Annotated in this window: 18 protein-coding genes; 7 read left to right on the plus strand and 11 right to left on the minus strand. The window is 58.6% G+C overall.

The annotated features are described in order from the left end of the window. Positions 1-58 precede the first annotated feature (58 nt). Positions 59-847 (plus strand): glycosyltransferase family 2 protein, encoded by a 789-nt coding sequence (locus L2I46_RS09525; RefSeq protein WP_272909761.1) that lies wholly within the window; start codon positions 59-61, stop codon positions 845-847. 5 nt (positions 848-852) lie between these two features. Here L2I46_RS09525 and L2I46_RS09530 read toward each other — a convergent pair whose 3' ends face one another. The 3 genes from L2I46_RS09530 to gpmM are packed head-to-tail and all read right to left on the minus strand — an operon-like array spanning position 853 to position 4638. After that, a complete protein-coding gene (locus L2I46_RS09530; protein WP_048335556.1) occupies positions 853-1809 on the minus strand; it encodes a divergent polysaccharide deacetylase family protein in 957 nt (318 codons plus the stop codon). 3 nt (positions 1810-1812) lie between these two features. Beyond that, positions 1813-3084: a murein hydrolase activator EnvC gene (envC, locus tag L2I46_RS09535; protein WP_023291352.1), complete on the minus strand. Its 1272-nt coding sequence runs from the start codon at positions 3082-3084 to the stop codon at positions 1813-1815. Between the two features lie 9 nt (positions 3085-3093). Continuing rightward, positions 3094-4638, minus strand: coding sequence for a 2,3-bisphosphoglycerate-independent phosphoglycerate mutase (gene gpmM, locus L2I46_RS09540; RefSeq protein ID WP_023291351.1), 1545 nt, complete (start codon positions 4636-4638; stop codon positions 3094-3096). A gap of 245 nt (positions 4639-4883) precedes the next feature. Between gpmM and L2I46_RS09545 the strand changes: the two genes are divergently transcribed. The 5 genes from L2I46_RS09545 (at position 4884) to cysE (ending at position 8113) form a co-directional block, all read left to right on the plus strand. Beyond that, positions 4884-5315 (plus strand): rhodanese-like domain-containing protein, encoded by a 432-nt coding sequence (locus tag L2I46_RS09545; RefSeq protein WP_023291350.1) that lies wholly within the window; start codon positions 4884-4886, stop codon positions 5313-5315. A gap of 104 nt (positions 5316-5419) precedes the next feature. Further along, positions 5420-5671: a glutaredoxin 3 gene (gene grxC, locus L2I46_RS09550; RefSeq protein WP_002922429.1), complete on the plus strand. Its 252-nt coding sequence runs from the start codon at positions 5420-5422 to the stop codon at positions 5669-5671. A 60-nt stretch (positions 5672-5731) separates the two neighbouring features. Next, positions 5732-6199: a protein-export chaperone SecB gene (secB, locus tag L2I46_RS09555; protein ID WP_002922428.1), complete on the plus strand. Its 468-nt coding sequence runs from the start codon at positions 5732-5734 to the stop codon at positions 6197-6199. Continuing rightward, the gene (gene gpsA, locus L2I46_RS09560; RefSeq protein ID WP_004205045.1) at positions 6199-7218 is read left to right on the plus strand and encodes an NAD(P)H-dependent glycerol-3-phosphate dehydrogenase; all 1020 of its coding nucleotides are present in this window, start codon (positions 6199-6201) and stop codon (positions 7216-7218) included. Before secB ends, gpsA begins: the two co-directional genes overlap by 1 nt. A 73-nt stretch (positions 7219-7291) precedes the next feature. After that, positions 7292-8113, plus strand: coding sequence for a serine O-acetyltransferase (gene cysE / locus L2I46_RS09565; protein ID WP_002922426.1), 822 nt, complete (start codon positions 7292-7294; stop codon positions 8111-8113). A 101-nt stretch (positions 8114-8214) separates the two neighbouring features. Here the strand turns inward: cysE and trmL are convergent, their stop codons facing one another. From trmL to L2I46_RS09590, 5 genes are all read right to left on the minus strand, one after another. Then, positions 8215-8688: a tRNA (uridine(34)/cytosine(34)/5-carboxymethylaminomethyluridine(34)-2'-O)-methyltransferase TrmL gene (gene trmL / locus L2I46_RS09570; protein WP_023291348.1), complete on the minus strand. Its 474-nt coding sequence runs from the start codon at positions 8686-8688 to the stop codon at positions 8215-8217. A 104-nt stretch (positions 8689-8792) separates the two neighbouring features. Next, on the minus strand, positions 8793-9977 hold the full coding sequence (gene lldD, locus L2I46_RS09575) for an FMN-dependent L-lactate dehydrogenase LldD (protein ID WP_004205042.1): 1185 nt from the start codon (positions 9975-9977) through the stop codon (positions 8793-8795). Next, positions 9977-10750: a transcriptional regulator LldR gene (gene lldR / locus L2I46_RS09580; RefSeq protein WP_072421061.1), complete on the minus strand. Its 774-nt coding sequence runs from the start codon at positions 10748-10750 to the stop codon at positions 9977-9979. Before lldR ends, lldD begins: the two co-directional genes overlap by 1 nt. Beyond that, positions 10747-12402, minus strand: coding sequence for an L-lactate permease (gene lldP, locus L2I46_RS09585; protein WP_023291347.1), 1656 nt, complete (start codon positions 12400-12402; stop codon positions 10747-10749). The genes lldR and lldP overlap by 4 nt, the downstream gene beginning before the upstream one ends. A gap of 280 nt (positions 12403-12682) precedes the next feature. After that, entirely contained in the window at positions 12683-13045 is a 363-nt protein-coding gene (locus L2I46_RS09590; protein WP_002922410.1) for a YibL family ribosome-associated protein, read from the minus strand. A gap of 272 nt (positions 13046-13317) precedes the next feature. Here L2I46_RS09590 and L2I46_RS09595 point away from each other — a divergent pair, with 272 nt between their 5' ends. After that, a complete protein-coding gene (locus L2I46_RS09595) occupies positions 13318-13542 on the plus strand; it encodes a hypothetical protein (protein WP_002922402.1) in 225 nt (74 codons plus the stop codon). Here the strand turns inward: L2I46_RS09595 and mtlR are convergent. The 3 genes from mtlR to mtlA all read right to left on the minus strand — a co-directional run bounded on the left by mtlR (position 13531) and on the right by mtlA (position 17283). Further along, positions 13531-14127 (minus strand): mannitol operon repressor MtlR, encoded by a 597-nt coding sequence (gene mtlR / locus L2I46_RS09600; RefSeq protein WP_002922401.1) that lies wholly within the window; start codon positions 14125-14127, stop codon positions 13531-13533. The genes L2I46_RS09595 and mtlR overlap by 12 nt on opposite strands. Beyond that, positions 14127-15275, minus strand: a complete 1149-nt coding sequence (mtlD, locus tag L2I46_RS09605) for a mannitol-1-phosphate 5-dehydrogenase (RefSeq protein WP_023291346.1) — start codon at positions 15273-15275, stop codon at positions 14127-14129. The genes mtlR and mtlD overlap by 1 nt, the downstream gene beginning before the upstream one ends. A gap of 100 nt (positions 15276-15375) precedes the next feature. After that, positions 15376-17283, minus strand: coding sequence for a PTS mannitol transporter subunit IICBA (gene mtlA, locus L2I46_RS09610; RefSeq protein ID WP_023291345.1), 1908 nt, complete (start codon positions 17281-17283; stop codon positions 15376-15378). Positions 17284-17801: the final 518 nt, after the last annotated feature.

Here is a 17801-nt window from a genome sequence, read left to right on the forward strand (position 1 = left end):
ATTTTACGGTTATTCGCTTATACAGTGTGTTTAGTCGCGGTTTAACTTTGAAACGATCATGCTTAAACTCTCCGTATGCTTACTGACCTGTAACTCTGCACGTCTGCTCATGGAGGTGCTGCCCCCGCTGCTGAAGGTGGCTGATGAGTGTATTGTCGTCGACTCCGGTAGCACCGACGAAACGGTCTCTATTTGTCAGCAGTTTGGTCTCACCGTCCATCACCATGCCTATAAAGCCCACGGCGCGCAGATGAACTATGCCATCGGGCTGGCCAGCCATGACTGGGTGCTGTGCATGGACAGCGATGAAATTATTGATAACGACGTCGTGGCGGCCATTCAGGCGTTAAAAGCGGGGGAGGAGCCTGACCCAGCCTGCGCCTGGCGTTTGCCGCGCTACTGGTTTGTGCTCGGCACGCAGGTGCGGACGATCTACCCCATTTCCTCGCCGGATTACCCGGTGCGCCTCTTTAACCGCCAGCAGGCGCGGTTTAACGACCGGCCGGTGGATGACCAGGTGGTCGGACACGCGCGCTCCGTCAGGCTGCCGGGCTTTGTACGCCATGACACCTTTTATTCGCTGCATGAAGTGTTTAATAAGCTGAACAGCTATACCACCCGGCTGGTGAAGCACCAGCAGATCACACCTTCGCTGACGCGGGGGATCGTCAGCGCCATTGGCGCTTTCTTTAAGTGGTATCTGTTCAGCGGGGCGTGGCGCTATGGCAAAGTCGGCGTGGTCACCGGCCTGTACGCCACGTTTTACAGCTTTCTCAAATATTTTAAGGCGTGGTACGCCCACGAAGATAACCAGGCGCCCGTCGCGCAAAAGCGAACGGACCCCTGAGTGGTCTAGCTGCCGGGATTGTCCCAGCCCTGCCATTTGAGGCGATAGTACTGGACCAGCGCGCTCTGGCTGATGCTGTCGCTGAGGATAGTGAAGAAGCGGCTGGCGTTCACGGGCTCCAGCGGGCGCTTCGGCTTGCAATACTTCACGCCGTGGAACGGATTACGCGGCTTCTGCTGCTGCTGCGGCGTTTGTTGCGCGGGCGGCTGAGCGTAGTTTGGCGTCGAGTTGTCGACCTGTGGCTCGTTGAGCAGGCTGCTCGGGCGCACCAGCGTGATATCCGGCGGCAGGTTATAGACCATCTGCTGCAGCACCCGCACCGTCGTCGGATGCGGATGGCCAATGGCTATCGCCGAACCGTTACGCCGCGCCAGGGCGATGGCGCGGTTGAACTGGGTGCGGATATCGGCTTCATTCTGCGTATCGTCCAGAAACACCTTACGCTTAATCACCTTCACCCCGGTGCCCTGCGCGGCGCGCATGGCCTGGGTATTGCCGATGGTCACGCTGTCGAGAAAATAGAGATTGTAGCGCTCCAGGGCCTGCATCACCTTCTGCATGCCAAACAGGTTGGAGGTCATCGCGCTGCCCATATGGTTATTCAGCCCGACGGCGTAGGGGACTTTGCCATAGGCCTCGCGGATGATGCGCTCGATCTCCTCGCTGCTCATTTCGGGACGCAGGGTGTCTTTTTCCAGCGGCTGTTTGCTGAGCGGCGCCATCGGCAGGTGGATGAGCACTTCATGGCCCAGATTATGCGCTTTCGTGGCCATTTCCCGGGCGTGCGGCGCGTTCGGCAGCACGGCGACGGAGATAGTGGACGGCAGCGCCAGCACCTGATTTTCGGTCTGCGGGCGGTAGCCAAAATCGTCAATAACGATGGAGAGTTTGCCAGCGAACGCTGGCGCCGCCAGAGCCAGCGAACCGGCTACGGCAAGAGCAATTGCGCGAAATTGAAGCAAAACTTATCTTCCCAACCACGGCTGTGGATTGACCGCCTGACCCTGGCGGCGAATTTCGAAATAGAGCGACGGACGGCCCTGACCGCCGCTGCTGCCTACGAGCGCGATAGGCTGACCGGCACGCACCTGCGTACCGACGCTGACCAGCGCGCTTTGGTTATAGCCATACAGGCTCATGTCGCCTTTGCCATGCTCGACCACCACCACCAGACCATAGCCCTGCAGCCAGTCGGCCAGAATGACCCGACCATCGGCAATCGCTCTGACTTCGGTGCCTTCAGACGCGGCGATAACCATCCCTTTCCAACGTAGTTCACCTTGCAGCTGTTCGCCATATCGATGAAGGAGCGGACCGCGAACCGGCCAGAACGCCTGACCGCGCGGCGAGCCCAGCCCACCGGTGCGTGACATCAGCGAACGCTCGCTTTCCGTTGGTTTATAGGTAGTGCCTTTGCGCGATGCTTCCTGCTGGCGGTCGCGCACCGCCTGCGCATCGCGAGCTTCCCGATCGGCACGGGCTTTGGCGGCAGCCTCCGCCTGGGCGATACGACCGCGTAGGCGCGATTCGTTAGCCCGCAATTCACTTAACTGTTGCTGACCCCGCTGAATGGAGGACTCCAGGCCGGAAAGGGTCTTTTTCCGTTCGTTACGCGCCTGCTCCAGCTTCGCCTGCTGGGCTTTTTGCTCGTAGACCAGCGTCTGCTGCTGGCTCTGCTTCTCTTCGAGCATCGATTTTTGCACCGCCATCTCTTCGCGCGTTTTCTTCAGTTCGGCGATGGTTTCCTGGCGGGCCTGGTTGAAATAGCTGAAATAGACCTGCATCCGCTGATTGCGCTGACCCTCTTCACCGCTCAGCACCATCTGGATGCCGGTATGCGGCCCCTGGCGGAACGCCGCGTCAAGCTGCGCGGCGAGGTTACGCTCCTGAGACGCGCGCTGGCGCTCCAGCTTCGCGAGAGAAGCGTTCATCTCGTCAATCTGCTTATTGAGCTGGTTCAGGCTGTCCTGGGTTTCGCGCAGTTTGCGGGCCGCGGCGGCGATCGCCTCTTCCTGCGCTTTGAGTTGGGCGAGCAGGCTTGCGCGCTGCTGCTGCTGTTGCTTAATCGCCCGCTGTCTGGCGGCGATGTCGGCCTGGATGGACTTTAGCTGATCGCGATCGTCGGCGTGCGCAGATGACGCGCACAGTAATACGCCAGCGCTGAGCGCGCTGGCGTAAAGGACGGATCGAACTGCCGTTGCGATCCATGTAGTTGAATACGTCGCCTTTCCCCTCATGGGGAAGGATTATTCCACGATGAACAGCGGCTTGCCAGTCATCTCTTGCGGGATTTCCATTCCCATCAGCGACAGCATGGTCGGGGCGATGTCGGAAAGTTTGCCGCCATTGACCGCTTTAACCGCTTTGTTACCGACGTAAATCAGCGGAACCGGCAGGTTGGTGTGGGCGGTGTGCGCCTGACCGGTGGCCGGATCGCGCATCTGTTCGGCGTTACCGTGGTCGGCGGTGATCAGCAGCTGGCCGCCAACGGATTCCACCGCCTGCGCCACCTGATCGATACAGTGATCCAGCGCTTCAACGGCTTTCACTGCCGCTTCCATCACGCCGGTATGGCCAACCATATCGCCGTTCGGGTAGTTACAGATGATGGTGTCGTACTGGCCGCCTTTGATGGCCGCGACCAGTTTTTCGGTCAGCTCGGCGGAGCTCATTTCCGGCTGCAGATCGTAGGTCGCCACTTTCGGCGAGTTAATCAGAATCCGCTCTTCGCCTTTGAACGGCTCTTCTACGCCGCCGTTGAAGAAGAAGGTGACGTGGGCGTATTTCTCAGTTTCGGAGATGCGCAGCTGGGTTTTATCGTGCTTCGCCATCCACTCGCCGAAGGTATTGGCCAGCGAGGCGGGCGGGTAGGCGCAGGCCACTTTGATGTCGGCGGCATATTCGGTGAGCATCACGAAGTCGAGGTTAACCACTTTCTTACGCGCAAAGCCGTCGAAGTCGGCGTTGACGAAGGCGCGGGTGATTTCGCGTGCGCGGTCAGCACGGAAGTTCATGAAGATCAGCGCATCGCCATCTTCCATCGCGGCATCGGCCTGGCCGGCGGCGCGGATCACGGTCGCTTTCACGAACTCGTCGTTTTCGTCACGGGCGTAGGCAGCCTGCAGGCCGGCGACGGCGGTATCGGCCTGGAATTCGCCTTTCGCCAGCGTCATCAGATCGTAAGCCTGCTCAACGCGATCCCAGCGGTTGTCGCGGTCCATGGCGTAGTAGCGGCCAATGAGCGACGCGATGCGGCCCTTGCCCAGCGCGGCAAATTTGGCTTCGAATTTTGCCAGCGTTTTTTCCGCGCTGCGCGGCGGGGTGTCACGACCGTCGAGGAAAGCGTGCAGGTAGATCTTCTCAGCGCCGCGCTCTGCCGCCAGCTCCACCATCGCCATGATGTGATCCTCATGGCTGTGAACGCCGCCCGGCGACATCAGACCCATGATATGTACCGCTTTACCCGCGGCAACCGCTTTATCGACCGCGGCGGTCAGTACCGGGTTGGCGAAGAAGGTGCGTTCTTTAATTTCCACATCGAGACGGGTCAGGTCCTGATAGACGATACGACCGGCGCCCAGGTTGACGTGGCCCACTTCGGAGTTCCCCATCTGACGGTCCGGCAGGCCAACTTCCAGGCCGGATGCATCGATCAGGGTATGCGGACGTTTGGCCCACAGGGCGTCCATTACCGGCGTTTTAGCGCTGTAAATGGCGTTATCCTGTTGGTCTTCGCGATAGCCGTAGCCATCCAGAATCACCAGTACCATAGGTTTTTTAGTAACCGACATTGCGACAACCTCATGCTCAAAGACAGAAATTTTGCGTAATTTTACTACAGCTGAATCGTTTAAATCCCCGTGAAAGATCAAAGAAAGGGAGCGGCCGGGCCGCGGCGCGTCAGCGAGAACGGCTTTTTTTCGCCGCCGCCCGCAGAAAATACATTACATCGCGCTCACTGGCTGTAATTGCCGCAAGGCACAGGTATACTCCTTTCCTGGTTTTTTTCTCACTTAGTCGGGAGTTGTAACCCCCCATGCAAGAAATTATGCAATTCATCGGCCGTCACCCTGTTCTGAGCATCGCGTGGATCGCGCTGCTGGGGGCGGTGCTGTTCACCACCTTCAAGGGCCTGATGTCGAAAGTTAAAGTCATCACCCGTGGTGAAGCGACGCGTCTTATCAATAAAGAAGACGCGGTGGTGGTCGACCTGCGTCAGCGTGACGATTTCCGTAAAGGCCATATTGCCGGCGCCATCAACCTGCTGCCCAGCGATATCAAAGCGAATAACGTCGGCGAGTTGGAAAAACACAAATCGCAACCCATTATTGTGGTAGACGGTTCCGGCATGCAGGCGCAAGAGCCAGCCAGCGCGCTGAACAAAGCCGGGTTTGAAAAAGTCTTTGTACTGAAAGAGGGCATTGCTGGCTGGAGCGGCGAAAACCTCCCTCTGGTACGCGGCAAATAACTTACCTCGCGTGGTGATGCCGCCGCGTTTTCCCCTTCGCGCCTGACGTGAGGGGAACACAGGCTGCGGCGTAAAACCCTCAGGGTAATAACAGGAGTGAAGTCATGGCCAATATTGAGATCTACACCAAAGCGACCTGCCCGTTCTGCATCCGCGCGAAAGCGCTGCTGAACAGCAAAGGCGTAACGTTCCATGAGTTGCCGATCGATGGCGATGCCGCGAAGCGTGAGGAGATGATCCAGCGCAGCGGACGGACGACGGTTCCGCAGATTTTTATTGATGCGCAGCACATTGGCGGCTGTGACGACTTGTATGCGCTTGATTCACGTGGTGGACTTGATCCCCTCTTGCGCTAATTTTTGCGCGCTTTCCCTGCCGGAAGCGCGTATTTAAGGACAACACGAAAGGGTTTTACTATGTCAGAACAAAACAGCACCGAAATGACCTTCCAGATCCAGCGTATCTATACCAAAGATATCTCTTTTGAAGCGCCGAACGCGCCGCAAGTTTTCCAGAAAGACTGGCAGCCGGAAGTTAAACTTGATCTGGATACCGCCTCCACCCAGCTGGCTGAAGGCGTTTATGAAGTGGTGCTGCGTGTAACCGTGACCGCCGCGCTGGGCGAAGAGACCGCGTTCCTCTGCGAAGTACAGCAGGGCGGTATTTTCTCCATCGACGGCATTGAAGGCACCCAGATGGCGCACTGCCTTGGCGCATACTGCCCGAACATTCTGTTCCCGTACGCGCGCGAGTGCATCACCAGCCTGGTTTCCCGCGGTACCTTCCCGCAACTTAACCTTGCGCCAGTGAACTTCGATGCGCTGTTTATGAACTATCTGCAGCAGCAGGCTGGCGAAGGTGCAGAACAACATCAGGATGCCTGATGAACGCACTTAATGCTGCAATGACTGTGATCGGTGCCGGCTCTTACGGCACCGCTCTTGCCATCACCCTGGCAAGAAATGGCCACCACGTTGTGCTCTGGGGCCATGACCCGAAACATATCGCGACGCTGCAACACGATCGCTGCAACGCCGCGTTCCTTCCCGATGTGCCTTTCCCGGATACGCTGCATCTTGAAAGCGACCTGGCCACCGCCCTGGCCGCCAGCCGCGATATTCTGGTGGTGGTGCCAAGCCATGTGTTTGGTCAGGTGTTACGCCAGATTAAACCGCTGATGCGTCCTGACGCGCGTCTGGTATGGGCGACCAAAGGTCTCGAGGCCGAAACCGGCCGTCTGCTGCAGGACGTGGCGCGTGAAGCGCTGGGCGATGATATCCCGCTGGCGGTGATCTCCGGGCCAACCTTCGCCAAAGAGCTGGCCGCCGGCCTGCCGACGGCGATTTCGCTGGCGGCGACGGATCCGCAGTTTGCCGAGGATCTGCAGCACCTGCTGCACTGCGGCAAGAGCTTTCGCGTCTACATCAATCCGGACTTTATCGGCGTCCAGCTCGGCGGCGCGGTGAAAAACGTCATCGCCATCGGGGCGGGGATGTCGGACGGCATCGGCTTCGGCGCCAATGCGCGGACGGCGCTGATTACCCGTGGCCTGGTGGAAATGTCTCGCCTTGGCGCGGCGCTGGGCGCCGACCCGGAAACCTTTATGGGCATGGCCGGCCTCGGTGACCTGGTGCTCACCTGCACCGACAACCAGTCCCGTAACCGTCGCTTCGGCATGATGCTCGGCCAGGGGATGGACGTGCAAAGCGCCCAGGAAAAGATTGGCCAGGTGGTTGAAGGCTACCGCAATACCAAGGAAGTTCGCGTTCTGGCACAGCGTTTAGGTGTCGAAATGCCAATAACCGAGGAAATTTATCAGGTATTGTATTGCGGAAAAATTGCGCGCGAGGCAGCATTGACCTTATTGGGTCGCGCCCGCAAGGACGAGCGCAGCAGCAATTAGCTTTCCTTTGTCACCTGAATGACCCTGCCAGCGCAGAACTGGCAGGTCATTACCATATCGCCTGGAGTATGCAATGCCGTGTGAAGAACTGGATATCGTCTGGAATAATATTAAAGCCGAAGCCCGGGCTCTGGCGGACTGTGAGCCAATGCTCGCCAGTTTTTACCACGCAACGCTACTCAAGCATGAAAATCTGGGCAGCGCGCTGAGCTATATGCTGGCCAACAAGCTGGCTTCCCCGATTATGCCGGCTATCGCCATTCGCGAAGTGGTGGAAGAAGCCTACGCCGCCGACCCGGAAATGATCGCCTCGGCGGCCTGCGATATTCAGGCGGTGCGCACGCGTGACCCGGCGGTGGATAAATACTCGACGCCGTTGCTCTATCTGAAGGGTTTCCATGCCCTGCAGGCCTATCGTATCGGCCACTGGCTGTGGACTCAGGGCCGGCGTGCGCTGGCGATTTTCCTGCAAAACCAGGTGTCCGTCTCTTTCCAGGTGGATATCCACCCGGCGGCGAAAATCGGCCGCGGGATTATGCTCGACCACGCCACCGGTATTGTGGTTGGCGAAACGGCGGTGATTGAGGATGACGTCTCTATTCTGCAGTCGGTCACCCTCGGCGGTACCGGTAAAACCAGCGGCGACCGTCACCCGAAAATTCGCGAAGGCGTGATGATTGGCGCCGGGGCGAAAATCCTCGGCAATATCGAAGTCGGGCGTGGGGCGAAGATTGGCGCCGGTTCGGTGGTATTGCAGCCGGTTCCGCCGCACACCACCGCCGCAGGCGTGCCGGCGCGTATCGTCGGCAAGCCGGAGAGCGACAAGCCGGCGATGGATATGGATCAGCATTTCAACGGCATCCACCACACTTTCGAGTACGGCGACGGGATTTAACGTCTTGCCCGGTGGCGCTGCGCTTACCGGGCCTACGATCTCTGCCCGCCAGCATGTCGCCCGGATAAGGCGCGGTGCGCCGCCATCCGGGAAGGGGTCAGTTAGCTGCGCAGCACGGCGCCTGGATACCCCAGCTGCCGCCAGGCCTCGTACACCACCACCGACACCGCGTTTGACAGGTTCATGCTGCGGCTGTCCGGCATCATCGGAATCCGAATTTTCTGCTCCGGCGGCAGGGCATCAAGGATGCTGGCCGGCAGACCGCGGGTTTCCGGACCAAACATCAAGAAATCGCCATCCTGATAGCTCACCGCGCTGTGCGCCGGCGTACCTTTGGTGGTCAGGGCGAACAGACGCTGCGGCTGCGCGCTGGCGATAAACGCCGCGTAATCGGCGTGGCGCTGCACGGCGGTGAACTCGTGATAGTCCAGTCCGGCGCGTCTCAGGCGCTTATCGTCCCAGGTGAAGCCCATGGGCTCAATGATATGCAGACTGAAGCCCGTGTTGGCGCACAGGCGGATAATATTCCCGGTGTTCGGCGGGATCTCTGGTTCGAATAACACGATGTTCAGCATACTGCCCCCTTAATTGCGGGGGGCAGAATAGCAGATATTTGGTCAACCCTCACCCCGGCCCTCTCCCTGAGGGTGAGGGCCGGGGGAGAGCAAAACGGCGCAGCTTATGCCGCGTTATGCTGCTTCAGCGCATCGAAGGTCTGCAGCGCCTCCGCGTTCTGCACCAGCGAATCACGGCTAATGTCCGCGATGGTTTTTGCGCCGGTCAGGGTCATCGCGACCTTCATCTCTTTCTCGATCAGATTCAGCAGATTCGCCACCCCCTGCTTGCCGTGGGTCGCCAGGGCGTACAGGTAAGCACGGCCCAGCAGTACGCTGTCGGCGCCCAGGGCGATCATTCGCACGACGTCGAGACCGTTGCGGATGCCGCTGTCGGCGAGAATGGTAATGTCGCCCTTCACCGCGTCGGCAATCGCCGGCAGGGCGCGGGCGGAGGAGAGCACGCCGTCAAGCTGGCGGCCGCCGTGGTTGGAGACCACAATGCCGTCGGCGCCGAAGCGCACCGCGTCGCGGGCGTCCTCCGGGTCGAGGATCCCTTTGATCACCATCGGTCCGTCCCAGAAATCACGGATCCACTCGAGGTCTTTCCATGAAATCGACGGATCGAAGTTATTCGCCAGCCAGCCGATGTAATCCTCCAGGCCGGTCGGCTGGCCGAGATAGGCGGAGATATTCCCCAGATCGTGCGGACGGCCGTTGAGGCCAACGTCCCATGCCCACTGCGGATGGGTGACCGCCTGCCAGTAGCGGCGCAGGGCGGCGTTCGGGCCGCTCATGCCGGAATGGGCGTCGCGGTAGCGGGCGCCGGGAGTCGGCATATCGACGGTAAAGACCAGCGTTGAACAACCCGCCGCCTTCGCGCGCTCCAGCGCATTACGCATAAAGCCGCGGTCGCGCAGAACATACAGCTGGAACCACATCGGCCGCTTGATGGTCGGGGCGACCTCTTCGATCGGACAGACGGAAACGGTGGAGAGGGTAAACGGAATGCCTTTGTCATCCGCTGCGCCGGCGGCCTGCACTTCGCCGCGGCGGGCGTACATTCCGCACAGCCCCACCGGCGCCAGCGCCGTCGGCATCGCCAGCTTCTCGTTGAAGAGGGTGGTCTCGAGGCTCAGGTCCGACATATTGCGCAGAATACGCTGGCGCAGCGCCACGTCGGAAAGGTCCTCGACGTTGCGGCGCAGGGTATGTTCGGCGTAAGCCCCGCCGTCGATATAGTGGAACAGGAACGGCGGCAGGATACGCTGGGCGGCGGCGCGATAGTCGCTGGCGGCGGAAATAATCATCACGAATTCTCCCTGGAATTATCAATAGCATCGCCGGGCAGGCGGGTAATTCGCGCCTGGCGGGCCTGGTCTTCATCAAAACGTTTAATGGTGGCGTGGACAAAACCTAAGTGGGCCATCATCGCCTGGCGCGCCGCCTCGGCGTCGCCGGAGACAATCGCCTCCATGACGGCCTGGTGCTGTTCGGTCAGGCGGGCAAACACCGGCGGCACCAGATACATCCGCTGACGGCTCTGCTTGACGGAGGAGTGCAGCAGGTCGAAAAAGCCGCGCATGGTTTGCAGGAGCACCACGTTATGCGAGGCTTCGGCGATGGCCAGATGAAAGCGGACGTCCGCCTGCGAGGCGATATCCGGGTCTTCGCTCTGGGTCGCTTCAAAGCACAGGCGTATTTTTTCTTTATCGGCGTCGGTGGCCCGCATCGCCGCGTGCCACGCGGTGCTGGCTTCGATGGCGTGGCGGGCCTCGAGGATGTCGAAGCTGTAGTCAGGGTCATCGGCCAGCAGCGTCTTCAGCGGCTGGACGATGTTTTGCTCCGACCACGGCTCATGCTGAAAGCGGACGAAAGTGCCGCCGCCGCGACGGCTCAGCAGCACCCCTTCATTGACCAGCATCGCCAGCGCTTCGCGCAGGGAATTGCGCGAGACGCCGAGCTGAGCGGCGAGCTGGCGCTCGGCGGGCAGTCGCATGCCCGCCTCCAGCTGTTGTTCTTCAATCAGCGCCCGGACGCGACGCGCCACGTCGTCGGCCAGGCGTTTAGGCATCACTATCACGGTATCATCCAGGTTAAAACGTAGGCCTGCAGCGTAGTGATCAGACCCACCATGCAGGTGAAGATCAGGCTGTGTTTGACGGTAAAGCGGAACAGATCCGACTCTTTACCCACCAGGCCTACCGCGGCGCAGGCGATGGCGATCGACTGCGGGGAAATCATCTTGCCGGTGACGCCGCCGGTGGTATTGGCTGCGACCAGCAGGATATCGGAGACGCCAATCTGCTGCGCCGCCGTTGCCTGCAGCGCGGCGAACAGGGCGTTAGACGAGGTGTCCGAACCGGTCAGGAATACCCCCAGCCAGCCCAGGAACGGCGAGAAGAAGGTAAACGCGTGGCCGGTATGGGCCAGCGCCAGGGCCAGGGTCGACGACAGCCCGGAGTAGTTGGAGATAAAGGCGAACGCCAGCACCATGCCGATAGAGTAGATCGGCAGCGCCAGGTCCTTCAGCGTTCCGGCGAAGGTGGTCAGCGCGTCTTTCGGCTTCATGCGCAGCCAGACGATGGACAGCAGGGCGGCGAACAGAATGGCGGTGCCGGTTGCCGACAGCCAGTCAAACTTATAGATGGCGGCGTAAGGCGTCGCGGCGCTGACCACCGGCGGCATGCGGGCGACCATTTTGTCGAGGAACGGCACCGAAATATTGATGACGAAGTCATACATCGCGCCGCCCGGTGCGAACAGCGCTTTGAACGGCGGCACGCTCCACAGGGTCACGGTGGCGGTCAGGAACAGGAACGGCGACCAGGCGCGGATCACTTGTCCCGCGGTGTAGCGCGTGCGGGCCAGCGTCATATCCACCTGCGAGGCGCCGATATCGCCAAAGCGGAAGATGCGCGCCGGCTGCCAGCGTTTGAGGAACAGGGTCAGGCAGACCAGGGAGACCAGCGATGAGATGATGTCCGGCAGCTCCGGGCCAAGGAAGTTAGAGCTGAGGTACTGGGCGATAGCGAACGAGCCGCCTGCGACCATCACCGCCGGCCAGGTCTCTTTGATGCCCCGCCAGCCGTCCATAATCGCCATGATCCAGAACAGCACGATAATGGTCAGGAACGGCAGCTGGCGGCCCACCATCTGGCCGATGGCGAAGCTGTCGATACCGGTCACCTGACCGGCCACCAGGATCGGGATGCCCATCGCGCCGAAGGCCACCGGCGCGGTGTTGACGATCAGGCACAGGCCTGCGGCATACAGCGGGTTAAACCCGAGGCCGACCAGCAGCGCCGCGGTAATCGCCACCGGCGCGCCAAATCCCGCCGCCCCTTCGAGAAAGGCGCCGAACGAGAAGCCGACGATCAGCATCTGCAGGCGCTGGTCAGGCGTAATCGACAGGATCGACGAGCGGATAATGTCGAACTGTCCGGTCTTCACCGAGATTTTATAGACGAAGACTGCGGCAATAATAATCCAGGCGATGGGCCACAGTCCGTAGAAGAAGCCATACACCACCGAGGCCAGGGCGCGGTCTACCGGCATTTTATAGAACAGCAATGCGACGGCCAGGGCGATCGCAACGGTCCAGGTAGCGGCGAGATAGCCTTTCAGTTTGAGCTTTATCAGCGCAAAAAAGAAAAACAGAATCGGTAGCGATGCGATAAGACTGGATAACCAGATATTACCGGCGGGATCGTAGTTTTGTTGCCAGAGATTCATGCAGGGTCTCCATCGGGCCGCCAGGACGGGTGGGCTGAGTCTGCGCTCTTTGCCGACCCGTCGTAGGTAAAATTGGCCCGGCCAATTAGGGATAGCAGGGTTGATGACAACGAATGGTTAACCAGATGTTACTCTTAGGCAACGGGTTTGTGATGTATTTTGATGGATTTGTGAACTGCCGGGGGTAGATAAAATTATTGGTTGGACCAATCGGCCGGGCAGGGAACGAAAAAGGGGGGGTAGGACAGAATAACCCTCTCCGAACGGAGAGGGCTGTGGATCAGAATTCGCTGCGGGCGAAACCGGTCATCTCTTTCAGGCCCATTTCCCGGCCCAGGGCGGTCATCGGATGGACGACCACCAGGCCGCGGACGCTTTTCTTCAGCTTGCCCATATCGGCCTGCTCTTTTTTGGTAATCGCGCGGCGGAACGGCAGGCTCATCAGCTTCTGCGCCTCTTTGCTCAGCTTCTGGCTCTGGACGGAACGCAGACGTTCAATCTCCGTTTCCAGAGTGGCTTTTTCTTTCTCCAGCTCCGCGTATTTATCGGCAGCTTCCACCAGCGACAGCTCGGCCTGCTGGTGGCGGATGGCGTCGAGACGATCGCTCAGACGTTTGATTTCATTCTTTTCGACTTCTTTCATGGTGATTTGATCTGTTAATAAAGGGGCTTCATTCGCCTATAGTATGTGCCGTGACCGCTATTGTTGATAGCTATTTATCAAAAATTCGCCGTTTATCGCCGTCAGAATACGATACCTTAATCTGCTAATAATTTGAATTTTATAATTATTCCTTCCGATACCCGCGCTAATTTCATTTCTGTGAAGCCTGTCGGCAGATAAGCACGTTTTCCTTAACCCACGCCGGTGAATTGGCTAATGCTTAATCAGATTATTCCCAAAAGGAGGACGTGATGGCAAAGATCGGCGACGGCGTACCACGTTTAATCGACAAAGCGGTTGATTTTATGGCTTCCAGTCAGGCGTTTATGGAGTATTTGAAAAAGTCTCCGCGGCTGCAGCATGTACCGCGAGATATCCCTCAGGATAAGGAAGCGTTGTTTCTGCAGCGTCTGGAATATTATCGTCAGCTTTACCGGCCGACCTGCGACCAGACGGAGCCGGAATCAGAGCGTTGATTTCTGGAAGGCTTTTTTTAAGCTGATTCGTGAAATCAGCTCAGTCAAGGACAACACCATCGTTGAACGCACCATCTGCTGGTAACGCAGTTTCTGCATTGCCAGCAGTTCGGCGTCGCTGTCATCAAACTGCGGCGTTGGCGGCAGGGCGGCGACGCAGTGCAGTTCGCCGAACGGACCGATAATTTCGTCGTCGGTAAAGCTGTACTCATTGCCGTCGTGATTAAGCTCTTCGCGCAGGGCCATCAGCAGCTCGGCGTCTTCATATTCGGCACGACTTATCACCCCAAGGCCATAAATCAGCTTCAGGCGTACTGAGAGATCGCCGAGCGGCCCGCTGCCCTCCAGCAAGGGCTCGACGGCGTATTTCACCGCGTAGTCGTCTTTACGGAACACCTGAAGCACCAGAATATTGACCGCTTCCGTTAACAGCTCGACGGTGGCGATCAGGAAGCTTCGTACGGTTTTGCCAGCATTCAGACGCTCAAGCACACGGTTTTCAAATGCTTGTGTTTCTTCCATCATTGCCTGCATATCTGACAGGAGTCGTAATGGGCGCGACGTCGGCCGCGCCAGGTTGTGCATCATTTTACCGCGTTGTAGTCGTTAACGGCCTCCGCGACGACATCGCTTGCCGCGTCAAGGCCGGAAATCTGCGCCAGCGCGGCCTGCGGCCCTTTGTCGGCGATCAGTGTCGCCAGCTCCTGCGCCTGCGGATCGTCTTCGCTACGGAAATGCATCGCCGCCGCAATCCCTTTCACCAGATTGCGGTGCGGCAGGCCGTATTCCAGCGTACCCAGCAGCGGCTTAATTAAACGGTCGCCGGCGCTCAGTTTGCGCAGCGGCTGACGGCCAACGCGCTCGACATCGTCTTTCAGGTACGGGTTCTCGAAACGGCCAAGAATTTTCTGGATATAAGCCGCGTGCTTCTGCGGGTCAAAGGCGTAGCGTTTGATCAGCACCGCGCCGCTCTCCTCCATCGCGCCCTGCACGACGGCCCGAATTTTCTCGTCGAGTATCGCGTCGCGAATCGTCTGGTGGCCCGCCAGTTTTCCGAGGTAGGCGGTTATAGCATGCCCGGTGTTCAAGGTGAAGAGCTTGCGTTCGACAAATGCCATCAGGTTATCAGTTAATTCCATTCCCGGGATGGTCGGCAGTTCGCCCTTGAACTGGGTTTTATCGACGATCCATTCGCTGAAGGTTTCCACGGTGACTTCCAGCGGGTCATGGGTAGCGGACGCCGAGGGCGGCACAATACGGTCAACGGCGGAGTCGACGAAGCCGATATGGGTTTCCACCCAGGCCTTATCTTCCTCCGCCAGGGCGTTAAATACGTGGCCTTTTAACTGCGTGGTGCCGCGCACCATGTTTTCGCAGGCGATAATGTTCAGCGGGCGTTCGGTGCCCTGCGCCTTGCGCTTCGCCAGCCCTTTGGCGATGGCCGGGGCGATGCGCTCAAGAACGACGGGACCGACGGCGGTGGTCACCAGGTCGACGCTGGCGATCAACTCCACTACCTCGTCGCCAATGCTGCTGACGGCATTCACGCCGGAGACGGTATCCACTTGCTCATTTTCGCCAACGACGTGAACCTGGTAGCTATGACGGGCATTCAGGGCATCAAGTACGGTCTGATTGACATCGGCAAACGTCAGGTCGATGCCCGCGTCGGCCAGCAGTTTACCGATAAAGCCACGTCCGATATTACCTGCGCCAAAATGTAATGCTTTCATAGTATTAACCTTCAATTAATGTTTTTACCTGAGAGGGCTGGGGTGAGGCTTTTTCCCTCACCCCAACCCTCTCCCAAAGGAGAGGGTTGGAGAGCGCTGATTATTTATTCAGCAGCGCCAGTACGTCGTCGACGCTGGTGGTTTTCGCCAGGCGCTCAATCACCGTTTCGTCATCCAGCGCGTTGGTCAGGCTGGTAATCACCTGAATGTGCTCGTTGTTGCGGGCGGCGATGCCGATCACCAGGCGGGCAACATCGTCTTCATCTTCCCCAAAGCGCACCCCTTCCGGGTACTGGCAGAAGACGACGCCGGTTTTCAGCACGCGGTCTTTCGCTTCGATGGTGCCGTGCGGCACCGCGATGGACTCGCCGAGATAGGTCGAGGTCAGTTTTTCGCGGTCCAGCATCGCCTGCACATATTCCGGCTCGACGTAGCCGCCTTTCACCAGCTGCTCGCCGGCGAAGCGAATGGCTTCTTCTTTGGTGGCCGCTTTGCGACCGAGGAAGATGTTATCCGCACCCAGCTTGAACAGGTTTTTGTCCGTATCATCAAAGCTGTCTTTCAGGCTATCGGTGACTTTAACTTCGTTGTCGATGTGGCGCTGGGCCGCCACCAGACGCTCGGTCAGGCTGGTGTACAGACCGCTGTCGAGGAAGTTGGTCAGCGAAATATGCTGCGCCTGCGGTACCTGGCGCATGGCGCGCTCGGTCAGGTCGCGGTGGGTGATCACCAGGTCAACATCCGGCGGCAGATTATTAATGGCGCTGTTGGTGACCGAGATGTTGCTCAGGCCGGCATCCTGCACTTTCTTGCGCAGTACCCCGGCGCCCATGGCGCTGGAGCCCATCCCGGCGTCGCAGGCGACGATGATTTTACGCACATGGCTCAGGTCGTTGGTGACATTGCCAGCCGCCAGCGGGTTGGCGCCTTTGGATTCCGCTTTCATGTCATGCATACGACGGGTTGCGGCTTCGATATCGTCTTCTTCTTTGACTTTGCTGGTCTTGAGCAGAACCGCAGAGACGACGAAGGAGACCGCCATCGCGGCGATAATGGCTGCGATGTTCGCGAAGTAGGCCCCTTTCGGCGTCATCGCCAGCACCGCCAGGATAGAGCCCGGGGAAGCCGGAGAGACCAGACCGCCGTTGAGGATGGTCAGGGTGAAGACACCGGTCATCCCGCCGAGGATAACGGCCAGGATCAGACGTGGGTTCATCAGCACGTACGGGAAGTAGATTTCATGGATACCCCCCAGGAAGTGGATGATAGCCGCCCCGCCTGCAGACTGTTTAGCGCTGCCGCGGCCAAAGAACATGTACGCCAGCAGAACGCCCATCCCCGGACCCGGGTTAGCTTCAATCAGGAAGAAGATGGATTTACCCAGCTCGTGGGACTGCTGAATACCCAGCGGCGAGAAGATACCGTGGTTGATGGCGTTATTGAGGAACAGGATTTTTGCCGGTTCCACGAAGATAGACGCCAGCGGCAGCATGTCGTGCGCCACCATGAAGTTAACGCCAGCCGCCAGAATTTTCGACAGAACTTCTACCGCCGGGCCGATGCCGAGGAAGGCGAGAATGGCGAGGATCATCCCGATGATGCCGGCGGAGAAGTTATTCACCAGCATTTCAAAACCGGATTTGATCTTACCGTCTACCCAGTTATCGAATTTCTTGATGCAGTAGCCGCCCAGCGGGCCGGCGATCATGGAGCCGAGGAACATCGGCATATCCGCGCCGACGATAACGCCCATGGTGGTGATCGCCCCGACCACGCCGCCACGTTCGCCGCCGACTAATTTACCGCCGGTGTAACCGATCAGCAGCGGCAGCAGGTAGGTGATCATCGGACCGACCAGCTTCGCCAGCGTTTCGTTTGGCAACCACCCTGTCGGAATGAAAAGCGCGGTGATGATACCCCACGCGATAAACGCGCCGATATTCGGCATCACCATATTGCTGAGAAAACGACCAAAGCTTTGCACTTTGATCTTGATATCGGATGACATAAAACACCCCTTCTTCTGTTTTGCGTATCGCGCAGGCTAAAAGCCCGAGGTTTGTTGTTAATGTGGCGGCAGAGGTAGCCGGGCCCTGATTGATAGTGCGAAATCTGGCACTGAATCGTTTAGCTGTCCAGCCAGCGCCCTTAAGTGTGAGTTAGATCACATGAATATAGGGGGCGGAGAGGGTTTTGTAGTGATTGCGATCACATAATGGCTGTGTAAAAAAACAACAGACCGCCGTTTTTGCCGCTAATCTGCGTTTTTGTGTGATATTTGTCACAATTTTGTTTCGTGTTTTTGTTGTTTGTTTGTGATTTTGATCACAAAGAATTTCATGGTGGATTTTTGCCGCTGTGATCTCGGCCCGGTTTTGCGGCCAGGGCGAGGCGGCGCTGTAACTAAGCAACCATGTTTGTTAAATAACTTTTTTCCGCCGGATGGCAAAAATGAAAGGGGTGAATTATGCTCAAATCAGCGGTCCGGATATCAGTGGGCCGTGATTAAAATTTATATAAATTATT

The organism is Klebsiella sp. 2019SCSN059 (assembly GCF_021739525.1).
In the GTDB taxonomy this organism is placed as follows: domain Bacteria; phylum Pseudomonadota; class Gammaproteobacteria; order Enterobacterales; family Enterobacteriaceae; genus Klebsiella; species Klebsiella quasipneumoniae.

Excerpts from the sequence above, each read along its gene's own strand:
- L2I46_RS09525 (WP_272909761.1), top strand. The coding sequence starts at position 59 with ATGCTTAAACTCTCCGTATGCTTACTGACCTGTAACTCTGCACGTCTG.
- envC (WP_023291352.1), bottom strand. The coding sequence starts at position 3,084 with ATGAGGGGAAAGGCGACGTATTCAACTACATGGATCGCAACGGCAGTT.
- gpmM (WP_023291351.1), bottom strand. The coding sequence starts at position 4,638 with ATGTCGGTTACTAAAAAACCTATGGTACTGGTGATTCTGGATGGCTAC.
- L2I46_RS09545 (WP_023291350.1), top strand. The coding sequence starts at position 4,884 with ATGCAAGAAATTATGCAATTCATCGGCCGTCACCCTGTTCTGAGCATC.
- grxC (WP_002922429.1), top strand. The coding sequence starts at position 5,420 with ATGGCCAATATTGAGATCTACACCAAAGCGACCTGCCCGTTCTGCATC.
- secB (WP_002922428.1), top strand. The coding sequence starts at position 5,732 with ATGTCAGAACAAAACAGCACCGAAATGACCTTCCAGATCCAGCGTATC.
- gpsA (WP_004205045.1), top strand. The coding sequence starts at position 6,199 with ATGAACGCACTTAATGCTGCAATGACTGTGATCGGTGCCGGCTCTTAC.
- cysE (WP_002922426.1), top strand. The coding sequence starts at position 7,292 with ATGCCGTGTGAAGAACTGGATATCGTCTGGAATAATATTAAAGCCGAA.
- trmL (WP_023291348.1), bottom strand. The coding sequence starts at position 8,688 with ATGCTGAACATCGTGTTATTCGAACCAGAGATCCCGCCGAACACCGGG.
- lldD (WP_004205042.1), bottom strand. The coding sequence starts at position 9,977 with ATGATTATTTCCGCCGCCAGCGACTATCGCGCCGCCGCCCAGCGTATC.
- lldP (WP_023291347.1), bottom strand. The coding sequence starts at position 12,402 with ATGAATCTCTGGCAACAAAACTACGATCCCGCCGGTAATATCTGGTTA.
- L2I46_RS09590 (WP_002922410.1), bottom strand. The coding sequence starts at position 13,045 with ATGAAAGAAGTCGAAAAGAATGAAATCAAACGTCTGAGCGATCGTCTC.
- L2I46_RS09595 (WP_002922402.1), top strand. The coding sequence starts at position 13,318 with ATGGCAAAGATCGGCGACGGCGTACCACGTTTAATCGACAAAGCGGTT.
- mtlR (WP_002922401.1), bottom strand. The coding sequence starts at position 14,127 with ATGCACAACCTGGCGCGGCCGACGTCGCGCCCATTACGACTCCTGTCA.
- mtlD (WP_023291346.1), bottom strand. The coding sequence starts at position 15,275 with ATGAAAGCATTACATTTTGGCGCAGGTAATATCGGACGTGGCTTTATC.
- mtlA (WP_023291345.1), bottom strand. The coding sequence starts at position 17,283 with ATGTCATCCGATATCAAGATCAAAGTGCAAAGCTTTGGTCGTTTTCTC.